This window comes from Streptomyces noursei ATCC 11455 (genome assembly GCF_001704275.1).
Lineage (GTDB): Bacteria > Actinomycetota > Actinomycetes > Streptomycetales > Streptomycetaceae > Streptomyces > Streptomyces noursei.
The window spans coordinates 5,766,166-5,779,552 of record NZ_CP011533.1 but is presented as its reverse complement, the minus strand read 5'-3'; the positions used below and the strand labels follow the sequence as shown (position 1 = coordinate 5,779,552).

Annotated in this window: 9 protein-coding genes; 5 read left to right on the top strand and 4 right to left on the bottom strand. The window is 75.9% G+C overall.

The window, feature by feature from the left end; translation table 11 throughout:
• The first annotated feature begins 276 nt into the window (after positions 1-276).
• A complete protein-coding gene (locus SNOUR_RS24525; RefSeq protein ID WP_067350936.1) occupies positions 277-1,956 on the top strand; it encodes a glycosyltransferase family 2 protein in 1,680 nt (559 codons plus the stop codon).
• 45 nt (positions 1,957-2,001) lie between these two features.
• Positions 2,002-2,988, top strand: coding sequence for a UDP-glucose 4-epimerase GalE (gene galE, locus SNOUR_RS24520; RefSeq protein ID WP_067350934.1), 987 nt, complete (start codon positions 2,002-2,004; stop codon positions 2,986-2,988).
• A gap of 69 nt (positions 2,989-3,057) precedes the next feature.
• Here galE and SNOUR_RS24515 read toward each other — a convergent pair whose 3' ends face one another.
• The gene (locus SNOUR_RS24515; protein WP_067350931.1) at positions 3,058-4,827 is read right to left on the bottom strand and encodes a CocE/NonD family hydrolase; all 1,770 of its coding nucleotides are present in this window, start codon (positions 4,825-4,827) and stop codon (positions 3,058-3,060) included.
• Between the two features lie 113 nt (positions 4,828-4,940).
• On the opposite strand from SNOUR_RS24515, the gene SNOUR_RS24510 reads away from it, so the two are divergent.
• A complete protein-coding gene (locus SNOUR_RS24510) occupies positions 4,941-5,696 on the top strand; it encodes a TetR/AcrR family transcriptional regulator (RefSeq protein WP_067350928.1) in 756 nt (251 codons plus the stop codon).
• Between the two features lie 72 nt (positions 5,697-5,768).
• On the opposite strand, the gene SNOUR_RS24505 is transcribed toward SNOUR_RS24510, so the two are convergent.
• A complete protein-coding gene (locus SNOUR_RS24505; protein ID WP_312633525.1) occupies positions 5,769-6,863 on the bottom strand; it encodes an alpha/beta hydrolase family protein in 1,095 nt (364 codons plus the stop codon).
• Positions 6,864-7,125: 262 nt separating this feature from the next.
• Entirely contained in the window at positions 7,126-7,884 is a 759-nt protein-coding gene (locus SNOUR_RS24500) for a GntR family transcriptional regulator (RefSeq protein WP_067350926.1), read from the bottom strand.
• 212 nt (positions 7,885-8,096) lie between these two features.
• On the opposite strand from SNOUR_RS24500, the gene SNOUR_RS24495 reads away from it, so the two are divergent.
• Positions 8,097-8,513 carry an ATP-binding protein gene (locus SNOUR_RS24495; RefSeq protein WP_067350923.1) on the top strand — a complete coding sequence of 139 codons (417 nt, stop codon included), beginning with the start codon at positions 8,097-8,099 and terminating at the stop codon, positions 8,511-8,513.
• Between the two features lie 47 nt (positions 8,514-8,560).
• Here the strand turns inward: SNOUR_RS24495 and SNOUR_RS24490 are convergent, their stop codons facing one another.
• Positions 8,561-10,543, bottom strand: a complete 1,983-nt coding sequence (locus SNOUR_RS24490; RefSeq protein ID WP_312633522.1) for a glycosyltransferase family 2 protein — start codon at positions 10,541-10,543, stop codon at positions 8,561-8,563.
• Positions 10,544-10,691: 148 nt separating this feature from the next.
• Here SNOUR_RS24490 and SNOUR_RS24485 point away from each other — a divergent pair, with 148 nt between their 5' ends.
• Entirely contained in the window at positions 10,692-13,352 is a 2,661-nt protein-coding gene (locus SNOUR_RS24485) for a YfhO family protein (RefSeq protein WP_067350922.1), read from the top strand.
• Positions 13,353-13,387: the final 35 nt, after the last annotated feature.

The window sequence follows — 13,387 nt, the reverse complement described above, 5'->3', positions numbered from 1 at the left end:
GGGGGCGCGGTCCGGTCCGGTGCGCGGTGGCCGGATCGGCATCTCCCGGCGCCCGGGTCGTTACAGCATGTGCGGGCGCCCTAGCGGGTGTCCGCGCGGGTTGGCCGACGGCGCCGTTGCGGGGGCCGGCTGGTCACGAGACGGCAATGAGGCGGAAAATTGCGGGCGGCCGGTGCAACCGCTCGACGGTTTTCGGCCTCTGACCCTGGAGAGGCAGGGGTCCGAACCCGCTCGCGCCAAGAGCTGCTGTCGACACGAAATGTAGATTTAGTGACTGTGAATGACGCCCTTGAGCCACAGCCTGGGCCTGCCCTCTCTTCCGCCGCGCAGGTCAGCGTCGTCGTCATCGCGTTCAACGACGCCCGGCACGTCGCCGACGCGGTGCGTTCGGCGCTGGCGCAGGGAGACGCGGTCGCCGAGGTGATCGCGGTGGACGACGCCTCCACCGACGGCACCGGCGCCGCCCTGGACGCCCTGGCCCGCACCGAGCCGCGGCTGCGGGTCCTGCACCGCGGCGAGAACAGCGGTGGCTGCGGGTCCCCGCGCAACGACGGGCTGCGGGCCGCCACCGGCCAGTACGTGATGTTCCTCGACAGCGACGACGTGCTGCCGCCGGGCGCGGTGCCGGCCCTGCTGTCCGCCGCGCGGCAGCACCGGGCGCCGGTCGCCGCGGGCGCCTGTGTGCGCCGGGAGCTGCCGGCCCGGCGCGACGTGCCCTGGCAGCCCGCCCTGTACCGCGAGCCGGCCGTGTACGACAGCCCCGACACGGCGCCGCAGCTGGTCCGCGACACCCTCTGCGTGAACAAGCTCTACGCCCGGAAGTTCCTCACCGGCCACCGCATCGCCTTCCCCGAGGGCCGTTACCACTACGAGGACTTCGTCTTCACCGCCCGGGTGCTGGCCGCCGCGCCGAAGATCGTCACCATCCCCGACACGGTCTACATCTGGCACGTCCGGCGCGCCGCCGCGCAGCAGTCGATCTCCCTGGACCGCAAGGACGTCGCCAACTGGCGGCAGCGCATCGAGGCGCACCGCACCGTGCTGCGGATCCTCGGCGACGCCGGTCGGAAGACGCTGGTGCAGGCCGCGGCCACCAAGTTCCTCGACCACGATCTGCGGATGTACGTGCGCGAGTTGCACACCCGCGGCATCGACTACCGCACCGAGTGGTGGCAGCTGACCCGGGACCACCTGGCGTCCTTCGAGGAGGCCGAGCTGCGCGCCGCGCACGCCCCGGCGCGCTGGCTGGCCCGCGTCGTCCTGGCCTCCTCCGCCCCCCGCGACCTGGACCGGCTGACGCAGCTGGCGGCCCGTCCCGGCCGGCTGCTGCCCCCGTATGCGACGGGTCCGGACGGTGCCCCGGTCTGGTCGGCGGACCTGCCCGAGGTACGGCTGGACGGTCTGTCCCCGGGGGACGCGGTGGACGCCGCCGACGAGGACGTGCCCGGTATCGGGGCCACCCCCGTACTGCCGGTGACGATCGACGCCGATCCGGTGCTGGGCACCACCCGCGGGGTGCTCCGGCTCCGCGTCCACGACCTGTACGGCCGGCTGGCCGCGGCCGGCCCGGTCAGCGTCGACCTGACGCTGCAGCGCCGCCGCGACGAGCGGCCCGGCCCGGTGCTCACCGCGGCCCTGACGCCCGCCACCGACGGCACCGCCTGGACGGGCACGGTGGTGCTGGACCTCGCGCCGCTGACCGAGCTGCCCGGGTCCCGGCCCGACGAACCCGAGCCGTGGGACGTGACGGCCCGGGTGACCTGCGCGAACGGCACCGTCATCGGAGCCGGGCTGCGTGCCGTGGGCACCGGGCTGCGGCGCCGGGTGCTACCCAGCCGGCGCCGGCTGGTGCTGCTGGCCCAGCCCTACACGACCACCGGCGGTGCGCTGGCGTTCCGGGTGGCGTCCGGGCCGCGCAGTGTGTGGCGGATCGCCGCCCGGCGGCTGCGGCGCTGACCCGCACGCCGCCGTCCGTTTGTCCCTCTGCCTAGGATGGGCGCTATGTCTTACCTGATCACGGGTGGTGCCGGTTACATCGGCGCCCATGTCGTACGAGCCCTTCGGCAGGCCGGCGAGACGGTCGTCGTCCTCGATGATCTGACGACGGGCGTGCGCGCCCGGGTCCCCGAGGAGGTGCCGCTGGTCGTCGGCTCGACGCTGGACCGCGCGGTGCTGGACGCCACGATCGCCGAGCACGGCGTCACCGACGTCGTCCACCTGGCCGCCAAGAAGCAGGTCGGCGAGTCCGTGGAGATGCCGCTGCACTACTACCGCGAGAACGTCCACGGCCTGCAGACCCTCCTGGAGGCGATGGCCGCGGGCGGCGTCCCGCGCTTCGTCTTCTCCTCCTCCGCCGCCGTCTACGGCATGCCGGACGTGGACCTGGTCACCGAGGACACGCCGTGCGTCCCGATCAACCCGTACGGCGAGACCAAGCTCGTCGGCGAGTGGATGGCGCGCGCCGCGGGCAAGGCCCACGGCATCAGCACCGCCTGCCTGCGCTACTTCAACGTGGCCGGCACCGCCACCCCCGAGCTGGCCGACACCGGTGTCTTCAACATCGTCCCGATGGTCTTCGAGCGGCTCACCCAGGGCGCCGCGCCGCGCATCTTCGGTGACGACTACGACACCCCCGACGGCACCTGCATCCGCGACTACATCCACGTCGCGGACCTCGCGGACGCCCATGTCGCGGCGGCCCGCAAGCTGGCCGAGCCGGGCCCGGTGCGCGACCTGACCCTCAACATCGGCCGGGGCGAGGGCGTCTCGGTCCGCGAGATGGTCGATCTGATCGCCGAGATCACCGACCACCGTGGCGTGGTCCCCGAGGTGACCCCGCGCCGTGCCGGCGACCCGGCCCGGGTGGTGGCCGCCGCCGACCGCATCACCAAGGAGCTGGGCTGGGAGGCCCGCCACGACGTCCGCGACATGATCACGTCGGCGTGGGCGGGCTGGCAGCACCACCACCCGGAGTCCCGCCAGGGCTGACGGCCCCGGCCGCGCGTGCTCCGTCCGGGCCGCCCGCTCCCCTTCGCCGGGGGCGGGCGGCCCGGCGTTTCAGCGCCCGGCGGTCGGGGGTTGCACGGTCGGGGGCAGTTCCAGCGCCGACCCCGGGTGGAGCTCGACCCGTACGGGGCCGGCGTCGTGGCCGGTCGGCGGCGCGTACCGCGGGAACGCGCCGCCGCTGATCTGCAGCCGCACCCGGTGCCCGGCGGCGAACCGGTGCGCCGCCGCGGTCATCGGCACCACCGCCACCACGACCGTCGGCGCCCCCGTCGGATCCGCCGCCCCGGCCCGCGCGGTCACCCGCACCAGCCCGTCGCACACGTTCACCGACCGGCCCCGGGCGTCCACGTCGCACAGCCGCGCGAAGACGTCGAAGGGCCGGTCGGCGGGGGCGCCGTCCGCGCCGGCCGCCGTGACCCGCAGCCGCGCGGCGACCGGCCCCAGCACCTCCAGGGGCTCGGCCAGCACCGGCCCGGTGAAGGTCAGCACGTCCGCCCGGGCCTCCAGCCGCCGGTTGTCGCGGCGCCCGGCGCCCGGGGAGAGCACCGGCCCGCCGAGGGACGGGGTGGGGTCGGCCGGGTCGTGGCGGAACTCCCCCACCGGCGCGGTGCCGGCCGGGGCCGCCGCGGCGGCGGGCGCCCGCGGCCCGAGCCGGCCGCCGGGGCCGAGGTACCAGCGGTCCGCCGCGCCCTCCGCCGGCGGCCACTGTGCGAGGTCCCGCCAGCCGCCCCCGCCGTCCCCGGGGCCGTCCCCGCCGACGTGCACCCGCACGCGGGTGGGCGGCAGCCCGGCCCGGTCGCCGCACAGGTGCGCCCGCAGCCAGGCCAGGCTCGTCGCGAACACCTCGGGCCAGCCGTCCTGGAGTGCCGCGTTGTGCGTCCAGGGCCCGACGAGCAGCGTGGTCTCGCACCCGGCCCGGCGCAGCCTCCGGTACTGCGCGAGGTTCTGGTCGAGGAAGACGTCCTGCCATCCGGCGATCAGGCAGGTGGGCACCGCCGGCTGTTCCGCGGCCACCGCCGGCGATGCGTCCCGCCAGTACGGGTCGGTGCCGTCCGATCGCTCCAACGCCTCTGCCAGCCACGGCAGTTCGGCCGCCGGTCCGGACGTGTGCGGGGCCGGCTCGCGGTGCGCCCCGCGCAGCCACCGGCGCAGCCGCAGCGCGGCCCGCAGGAACGGCCGCCACCCCTGGTGCTGGTGGGCCATCCCGATGCCCGACACCAGCGCGTTCTCCAGATGGACCGCGCCGCCCGCGTGGAAGTAGGCGTGCGGGTCGTTGAAGCCGACCTGTGTCACCATCGCCCGCAGCTCCGGCGGGGGGTCGGCGGCGAGCGCCCACTGGGTGTACCCCAGGTAGCTGGCTCCGATCGCCCCCAACGTCCCGTCGAACCACGGCTGTTCCCGCAGCCAGGCCACCGTGGCCCGGCCGTCCGCGGCCTCGTTGCGCCACAGGTGGAAGGCGCCGCCCGACCCGCCCGTGCCGCGGCAGCTCTGCACCACCACATGGAACCCGTGCTCGGCGAAGAGGATGCCGTAGAGCGGTGCCCACGGCGCTCCTCGCCCGTACGGCGAGCGCACCAGCAGCGTCGGGAACTCCCCCGGCGCTCTCGTTCCGTCCGGTCGCACCGTGCCCGCCCGGGACTCGCCTCCCGTCCGTGGGAAGTAGTGATCCGTCAGCAGGGGGGCGCCGTCCGCGCCCGGCACCACCAGCCCCGCCTCGCATCCGACCCGGTAGGGCCCCGTCGGCACCTTCCGCCAGGTCGCCCGCATCCATCGCGCGCCGCGCGCCGGCCGTCCCTCCGGCGCGGTCCACCCCTCCGCCATCCTCGCCCCTCCCACCTCGACCACATTCTCGTACGTCGTACGAGAATAGCGGATGCTTGGATGGTGCCCCACGGCCCGCCCACCACCCACGTCCGCAAGAGGAGCGCCGCACCGTGCCCGCATCCCCCGGCGACCGGCCCGGCGCCCCGGGCGCCGACCCCCGGCAGCTCTGGCTGACCCCCGACCGCCCCCGCCGCGGGCGCCGCCCCGCCTTCAGCCGCGAGGCGATCACCGCCGCGGCCGTCGCCCTCGCCGACGCCGAGGGGCTCGACGCGGTCACCATGCGCGCGGTCGCCGCGCGGGTCGGCGCCGGCGTGATGTCCCTCTACAGCTACGCCCCCGACAAGGAGACGCTGCTGGAGCTGATGGTCGACCACGTCAGCGGCGAACTCCTGCCGCCCGCCCCGCTCTCCGGCGACTGGCGCGCCGACCTCAAGGCCGTCGCCCGCCACCAGCGCGCCCTGATGCTCCGCCACCCCTGGCTGCCGGCCGCCCTGACCGCCCGACGGACCCTCGGACCGCACACCCTGGCGTTCCTGGAGCACGCCCTCGCCGCGCTCCGGCCGCTCCCCCTGGACGGCGCCGCGAAGCTGGAGGTCTTCAGCCTCCTCACCGGCTTCGTGACCTCCCACGTCGGCCACGAGCTCGCCCGTGCCGCCACCGCCGACTCCGCCGACCGCGCCACCGCCGAGGCGGACTACCTCGCCACCGTCGCCGCCGACGGCCGGCACCCCGAACTCGCCCGGGCGCTGGCCGCCCCCGGCCGCCCCCGCACCCCCGAGGCCACCTTCACGCGCTTCCTGGACCGGCTGGTGGACGGACTGGACACCCGGCCGGGGCCGGAGGCGGCGGCGCGGCCGGGCGGGTGAGCGGCACGACCGCCCCGCCGGACGGGATCCGGCGGGGCGGAGGTGCGCACGGGTCGGCGTGCTGAAGGGGCCTCAGTTCCCCGTGTCCTGGCGCCAGGGGCGGACGAACGTGTGCAGGGCCCGTCGCGCGGCCGGGGCGATCATCGCGTCGTCGGCCGGGGCCCCGGCGGGGTGCAGCAGATGGTCGAGACCGGGCAGGACCCGCAGCCCGGGGCCGGTGGTGCGGGCGGCGGCGAGGGCGGACACCAGGGCCGGCGTGGTCCGGCACGGCACATTGGTGTCCTCCGTGCCGCAGGTGACCAGGGTGCGGGTGCCGGGCGCGACACCGCGGGCCACGGACGGCGGGTAGACGGCGTCGTCGCTGCGGACGAAGTCCGCGTTGACCGGGCCGAACATGCCGTCGAGGGCGGCGGCGACGTCGGGCAGCAGCCCCGCGGTGTCCACCGGGCGCCCGGCCCGGAAGTCCGCGACGGCCCTGGTCACGCCCCTCTTGTTCGACGCCGCCCGGGCGGCGTCGAGTCGTCCGGCCGCGACCGCCCGGTCCAGGGCGCCCGCCAGCTGGAAGTCGACCATGTCCAGCAGGTGCATGTCCTGCGGGGCGATGAGCGCGAGCCCGGCGGGCTTGACGGCCACCGCGCGGTCCACGAGCAGCGCCCGCAGGCCGCCCTCGCTGTGCCCGACCACCAGCAGCGCGCGGGGATCGGCTTCCGGCTGATGGCGCAGGGTGTCGTACGCGGCCACGGCCTGGCGGGTGTAGGCGGCCATGTCGGGGGCGCCGGGACCGCCGCCCAGGCCCGTCCGCCCGGAGCCGTACTTGTCGAACCGCAGGCTCATCACGCCGTCCTCGCCGAGGGTGTCCGCGAAGAGGGAGAGGGTGTGCGGGAACGTGGGCGGCACGTCGCCGTTGCGGTCGGTCGGGCCGCTGCCGGGGATCAGCAGCGCGGCGGCGAGCCTGCGGCCCGGCCGGTGGGCGGGGATGTGCACGGTGCCGTGGGCCGTGGTGCCGTCCACGGTGAACCGGACCTCGCGGTCCTGTGCGGGGACCAGGGCGGCGGCACGGGGGGCCGCGGACGCCCCGGCCGCGCCTAATACCGGCCCGGCGGCGACGGCCACCGCCGCCGCGAGCGCGGTGAGCATCCTGCCGCGCCAAGGGGTGCGCGAACGCATGGGATCTCCCTGTGTGTTGAGGCGGTGTGAGGAGACGGGGAGCGGCGGGGGACCGAGGACGGTCCACGAAGCCCCCGTCGGGTTGTTCTAGCTTTTATAGAACAATTTGGCACCGCGGGGCTACGGGAAACGCGCCAAGAACGCGACAAGGAAGGAGTGTTGGGCACCCGGCACCGAGAGCGCCGAGGGGGGACGGAGAGGACCGAGAGGACGGAGGGCACCGACAGCACCAGCAGCGCCGGCGGCGCCACCGCCGGCGGTCTCACGCGTCGAAGCCGTACTCCAGCACGTACGACGCGGCGTCGAGCGTCATCTCGTTGAACTCCACGGGGCGCCCCTCGTCCGCGAAGGCCGTCCGGTGGATGAGGATCACCGGCGTGCCCGGGGAGATGCTCAGCTGCTCCGCCTCCTCCTTCGTGGGCATCCGGGAGCGGATCTCCTCGCGGAAGTGCACCGGCCCGGAACCGAGTTCGGCGAGCCGGGCGTACATGCCGCCCGGTCCGGTGTCCTCGTGGGCGATGACCGATCCCGCGACCAGCGACGCCGGGAGGTAGCTCGTCGCGAGCAGGACGGGCTTCTCCTCCAGCACGTAACGGCGGCGGCGCACGCAGACGGTGTCCTCGCCGCCCAGGTCCAGGACCTTCCTGACCGCCTCCGGGGCGGCCTCCTCCGACACCGCCACCTGGTCCACGACCACCCGGCGGTTCTCGGCGTCGGCGGACCAGATCGAGCGGCCGGCGCCCCACTGCCCGCGCGCCAACCGCTCTATGCCCTGACGCCGCAGCGGGCGGAAGGCCCGCACGAAGACGCCGGCGCCCTTGCGGGACTCGGCCAGCCCTTCGTTCTGGAGGACGCCCAGCGCCTGACGCGCGGTCATGCGCGCCACGCCGTGCGCGGTCATCAGGTCGTTCTCACCCGGGAGCCGGTCGCCGGGGCCGTAGGTGCCCGCCCGGATCGCCTCGCGCAGCGAGTCCGCGATCCGCTGGTACTTCGGCCGGCGGTCGCCCTCGGTGCTGGCCATGCGGGAGCCCTCCTCTTCCTCTCTAGACACCCTAGGCCATGGGCGCGCCGCCAGCACCGTGCGTGTGATCGCAGAACTCGCCTCCCATCCTCTCTAGAGAGCACATTGACGTCTCTAGAGAGGAGCGCTCTAATAAATATGTCTAGAGATGTTGCATCGCGCCTGCTCCCCCGCGCGGAACGCAGCGAGCGAACCAGTGAACCGAGGTCCTGATGGCCGTCACCGTTCGTCCCACCGGACACCCTGAATACACCCAGACCCTGCCGTGCGCGGCCGAAAGCGCCGCCCCCGCCCGCATCCTGGTCCGCACGGCCCTGACCGCCTGGGGCCTGCACTCCGTCGTGGACAGCGGAGCCCTGGTCGTCACCGAACTCGTCTCGAACGCCGCCCGGCACACCCGCGCCTGCGCCGTACGGGTCACCGTCACACGCCCGGCCGGGACGGTGGTCCGGATCGCGGTCGTGGACACCTCCCGGCGCATCCCCGAGGTCCGCGTGACGGGCATCGGCGACGAGTACGGGCGGGGCCTGGCCCTCATCGACGCGCTCTCCCACCGCTGGGGCTGCGAACGGCTCCCCTGGGGCAAAAGCGTCTGGGCCGAGCTGCGGCGCGAGAACGACCCGCGCTGAGCCCGGGGGCCCGCGACGCGCGCCGGACGACGGCGCCGCGCGGGGCGTCAGCGCCCCGGCCCCGGCACGGTGAGCGTCAACGGCCCCGCGCCGTCGGCGGATCGGACCGGGAGTTCGCGCCGCAGGCCGCCCGCGGTGAGGCGGAGGGCGACCCGCCAGGTGCCCGGGGGGCCGCTGCGCAGGCGGGAGCGGGCGCGGTAGCGGTCGCCGGCGCCGCGTTCGACGGTGGTGCGCAGGGCCACGCAGCGGGTGGCGTCGCGGAGCACGAACTGGAGGCCGGCGTCGACGGGGCAGCCGGGGAGGGTGAGGCGGGCGGCGACCGTGGCGCGGCCGGCGCGGGTGCAGGCCGCCTCGCCCCGCAGGTCGGCGCCGAGCGGGCGGCGGGCGCCGTCGTGGTCCAGGTCGAGGTGGAGGTGGCCGTGCGGGGAGGAGAGGAAGAGCGCGGCGACGGTGGGGCCCTCGGGGCCGTGGCCGACGACGCGGGGGGCGGTGTCGGTGGCCGGCGCGCCGCCTTCGGGGACCAGCCAGACCTCCCGGCGGAGGGCGGTGGCCGGCTCGGCGGCCGCGGCGTCCGCGCCGCCCGCCGCGACCGCGATCTTCAGGCCCCAGATGCCCTCCGCCAGCGGTGCGCCGTGGGCCGCGGCGGCCGGGTCGAGGGCGGCGTGCCAGGCGCCGTCGGGGCCGTATGCAGCGGGGACGCGGAGGTGGGCGCCGCTGCGGTGCAGGACGAGATCCACCTGATCGGTGCCGACGTCGCCGGCGGCGCTAAGGGCCGCGGTGCCGTGGAGGTGGAGGACGCCGCCGACCCACTGGAGGTCGGTCAGGCGCTGGTGCACCGCGATGCGGTCGGTGAGGTCGTAGAGGGCGTCCGGCAGCGGGTGGTCCGGGTCGCGGAAGTGGGGGTAGGCGGCGTAGGCGCGGCCGTCCTCGACGAGGGGCGGGCCGGGTGCCGGGCCGGGGCCGGAGTCGGCCCGGACGACGGCGTCCAGTTCGGCGGCGAGACCGGCGCGCAGGCAGTGGGCGCGGAGGCGGAGGCCGGGCGGGAGGGCGGCGAGCACCCGGTCGGTGAGGTGGCGGTCGACCAGGGGGCGGGCGGCCTCGCGCATCGCGCGGCGGCCGGCCTCGTCCCGGGCGAGATAGGAGGCCGCGAACGGCATGAGTATCTCGCCGTGGAAGTGGCGGACCATCAGCTTGTCGCGGTCCGGGCCGGGCGGGACCTCGGCGGTCAGGACGGCCAGGACGGTGTCGATGTAGGCGAGGTAGCCGGGCCAGTCCATGTCCTGGCGGGAGGCGTTGCTGTCGTCCTCGCGTCCGTGCAGGTAGTAGCAGTCGTAGTCGGCGAGGACGGAGACGGTCCCGGCGCGCAGCAGGGCGGTGATGCCGAAGGGGAGGTCCTCGCCGAGCAGGCGGCCCTCGACGAAGCGCAGGTGGTGGCGCTCGACGAAGGAGCGGCGGAAGAGCTTGTAGGCGGCGAGGGTCCAGTAGACGGGCGAGTCGAAGACCGAGACGCGGGGGCTGGTGGTGCGCAGGTCCACGGGGGCGCCGCGGCCCTCCACGCCGACGATGCGGCCGTAGACGATGTCGGAGTCGTGCTCCTGGGCCATCCGGACGAGGCGGGCCAGCGCCTCGGGGCCGAGGTGGTCGTCGGAGTCGAGGAAGAAGACGTAGTCGCCGGTGGCGCGGTCCAGGCCGACGTTGCGGGGCCGGCCGGCGCCGCCGGAGGCCGGCTGGTGGACGACGGTGAGGCGGGGGTGGGCGGCGGCGGCCTCGTCGAGCCAGGCGGCGCTGCCGTCGGTGGAGCCGTCGTCGACGGCGATGATCTCGATCCGGTGCGGGTCGAGGGTCTGCGCGAAGACCGAGCCGAGGCTGCGGTCGAGGTAGCGGCGGGTGTTGTGGACCGGCACGATCACGGTGACGGTCGGGTCGGGGCGGGCCCGGTCGTCGCGGCCGTCGGCGCTTTCGAGGCCCGTGGGGTTCTCGGGGTTCTCGGGGTTCTCGGCGTGGTCGGGATGAGCGGAGTTGCGGGACACGGGAACAGTGGCCTCCGTTCCTTCTCTGCGGGTCCTCGCCCTACCCCGCCCCCTCCGGGGTAAAACGGACTATCAAGACATCAAGCCATATAAATCGTTCGCTGCCTGTCTGCGCGCGGAGCACCGCGCCGACCTCGGAGGAGCGCCGGTGAGCCCGACACCTTCCGCACCGCAAGAGGGGGTGCGGGCCCGGGAGGTTGCCCGGACGCCGTCCGGCGCGACGCGCCCCACATCCCCGACCGGGATCCGGCGGTGGCCGGCCGCGCCCATGCTCGCGGCGCTGCTGTCCATGGGCGCGTACTGCCTGGCGCTGGCCGTCCACGGCAGCTATCCGTTCGGGCCGCGGTCCCGCTCCGTGAACGATCTGGGCAACCAGTTCGTGCCCTTCCACGCCCGGCTGTGGGACCTGCTGCACGGCGGCGCCCACGGGGACCTGTTCTTCAACTGGGGCAGCGGGTACGGCGTCCCGTTCCTGGCGGACTTCGTCACGTATCTGATGAACCCGTTCTCGCTGCTGGTGGGGGTGTTCCCGCGGGCCCTGGTGGATCTGCCGGTGTTCCTGGTGACGCTGCTGAGCATCGGGCTGGGCGCGGCGCTGATGACCGTCCTGCTGGGGCGGCTGCGACCCGGGCCGGGGGTGCTGCGGGCGCTGCTGGCGGTGGGGTACGGGCTGTGCGCCTGGGTGCTGAACGACGGGTACGCCGATCCGATGTGGATGTGGGGGCTGGTCTCGCTGCCGCTGCTCGGGATCGCGGCGGACTGGTGCCTGCGGCGGGTGCGCTGGGTGACGGGGACGCTGCTGGTGGCGGTCGCCTTCGCCGGGAACTTCTACACCGCGGCGATGGCCGCGTTGGCGACGGGGCTGGTGCTGGCGGTGCGGCTGACGACCGACGCCGAGACCGCCGGCGGGCGGCTGCGGGTGGTGGGCCGGGCGGCCGGTATGACGGCGGCCGGGGTCGCGCTGGCCGCGCCGGTGCTGACGGTGTCGCTGCGGGCCAGCCGGGTCGCCCAGCCGCCGCCCACGGCGGTGTACGGGGGCCGGCCGCCGCTGCTGGACCAGCTGGCGCAGTTGCTGCCGGGCGGGCACGGCGACGTGCCGGCGCCCAACGTCTTCGTCGGGGTGCCGGCGCTGCTGCTGGTGGCCGCCTTCCCGTTCGTCCGGGCGGTGCCGGCACGGGTCCGGATCGGGTGGTCGCTGCTCGCGGTGGGGATCGGCGCCTCGTTCGTGTGGAAGCCGACGATCCTGCTGTGGCACGGGCTGGCGCTGCCCAACGGGAGCCCGTACCGGGCCGCCTTCGTGCTCAGCGGGGTGCTGGTGATGATCGCGTGGCTGGCGCTGGCGCACCGCCCGCGGGCGCGCGAGCTGGCCGCGGGGGCGGCGCTGGTCGCGGTGCTGCTGGGCTGCTGCCGGAACCGGAGCGCGGTGGGCGGCGCGACCTGGCTCGTGGTGGCGGGCGGCGGGGCGGTGGTCCTGGCGGCGCTGGCCCGCCTCCGTGGGCGGCCCCGGGCGCGGCTGGCGGCCACCGCGGTGCTGACCGGCGCCGCCACGCTCACCGCGGCGTACACGGCGTTCTCGGTGACGGCCGTGCGGGACGGGATCCCGTGGTTCCGGCCGAAGCTGACGATGACCGCGGGGTCGCTGGCCACCCGGCGGGGGCTGATCGCCCGCGACGACTGGCCGCGCTCCCGTACCGACCCGGGCCCGCACGAGTACGCGAACAACGATCCGCTGCTGCTCGGCGGCGAGGGCGGCTCGTACTACAGCAGCTATGTGCCCGTGGCGACCGCCCGGGCGCTGCACGGCCTGGGCGCCGGCTGGTACATCCGGGGCCGGCACACGCTCAGCTTCGAGGACCCGGTGGGCCGGGCGCTGATGGGGGTGAGCAGCGCGCAGGCGATGCCGCCGGCGGGCGGGCCGCGCGGCCGGTACACCGTGGTGCGCGACCGGCCGGCGCCGCTGGTGACCGTGCGGCGCGGGCCGCTGCCGGGCCCAGGCAGAGGCCCGGACACCGTCTTCGCCCGCCAGGAGCGGCTGCTGGGCGCCCGGGTCTACGAGGTGCCGCGGCTGGTGCCGGCCGCCGGCACACCCGCGGCCCCGGCCCCGGAGCGCGCGCCCGGCGGCTGGCTGCTGCCGGACCGCCCGCTGCCCGCCGCGGACGCCGAGGCGCTGGCCGCGCCGAACACCGGGACGGCCTTCACCGCGCGGTGCACCCCCGGCAGCGTGGCGCTCTGGTACGCGCCGTGGTTCGGGGGCGAGGTCGGCGGGCCGGGCGGGACCGCCCGGGCGGTGGGCCGGTGGGACGTCACCGCCAATCCGCTGCGGCGGCTGGGCACCGTACCGGCCGACGGGGTGGTGCGGGTGCGGTTCGCCGGGCAGGGCCGCCCGTACGTGCCGGAGCGGGCCGTCGGCTGCCTCTCGCCGGGGCGGCTGGCCGCGGCGGTGCGGGCCCTGGAGGGGCCGGTGCGGCTCACCGCGGGCGGTCACGAGCTGACCGCGACGCTGCGCCCGGGGGCCGCGGGGACCGCGGTGCTCGCCCTGCCGGCGGTGCCCGGATGGGGCTGTTCGGTGGACGGCGGACCGGACCGGGCGCCCGGCGCGTTCGGCGGGCTGCTGGCCGTTCCGCTGGCGCGCGGGGCGACCCGGCTGAGCTGTGCCTACACCCCTCCGGGCCTGGCCGCGGGGCTGGCGACGAGCGGGGCGGCGGCGCTGGTGGTGGGCGCGGTGGCCGGTGCGGCGCGCGTCCGCCGCGGCCGGTGGCGCCCCACTCCACCCTCCTTCCCAAATAGTGCATTTCGCCCAAATTCGTAGAATTGCCTTTCAGGGGACGGCCACTTCGACCGCCC

Excerpts from the sequence above, each read along its gene's own strand:
- galE (WP_067350934.1), top strand. The coding sequence starts at position 2,002 with ATGTCTTACCTGATCACGGGTGGTGCCGGTTACATCGGCGCCCATGTC.
- SNOUR_RS24515 (WP_067350931.1), bottom strand. The coding sequence starts at position 4,827 with ATGGCGGAGGGGTGGACCGCGCCGGAGGGACGGCCGGCGCGCGGCGCG.
- SNOUR_RS24505 (WP_312633525.1), bottom strand. The coding sequence starts at position 6,863 with ATGCGTTCGCGCACCCCTTGGCGCGGCAGGATGCTCACCGCGCTCGCG.
- SNOUR_RS24500 (WP_067350926.1), bottom strand. The coding sequence starts at position 7,884 with ATGGCCAGCACCGAGGGCGACCGCCGGCCGAAGTACCAGCGGATCGCG.
- SNOUR_RS24495 (WP_067350923.1), top strand. The coding sequence starts at position 8,097 with ATGGCCGTCACCGTTCGTCCCACCGGACACCCTGAATACACCCAGACC.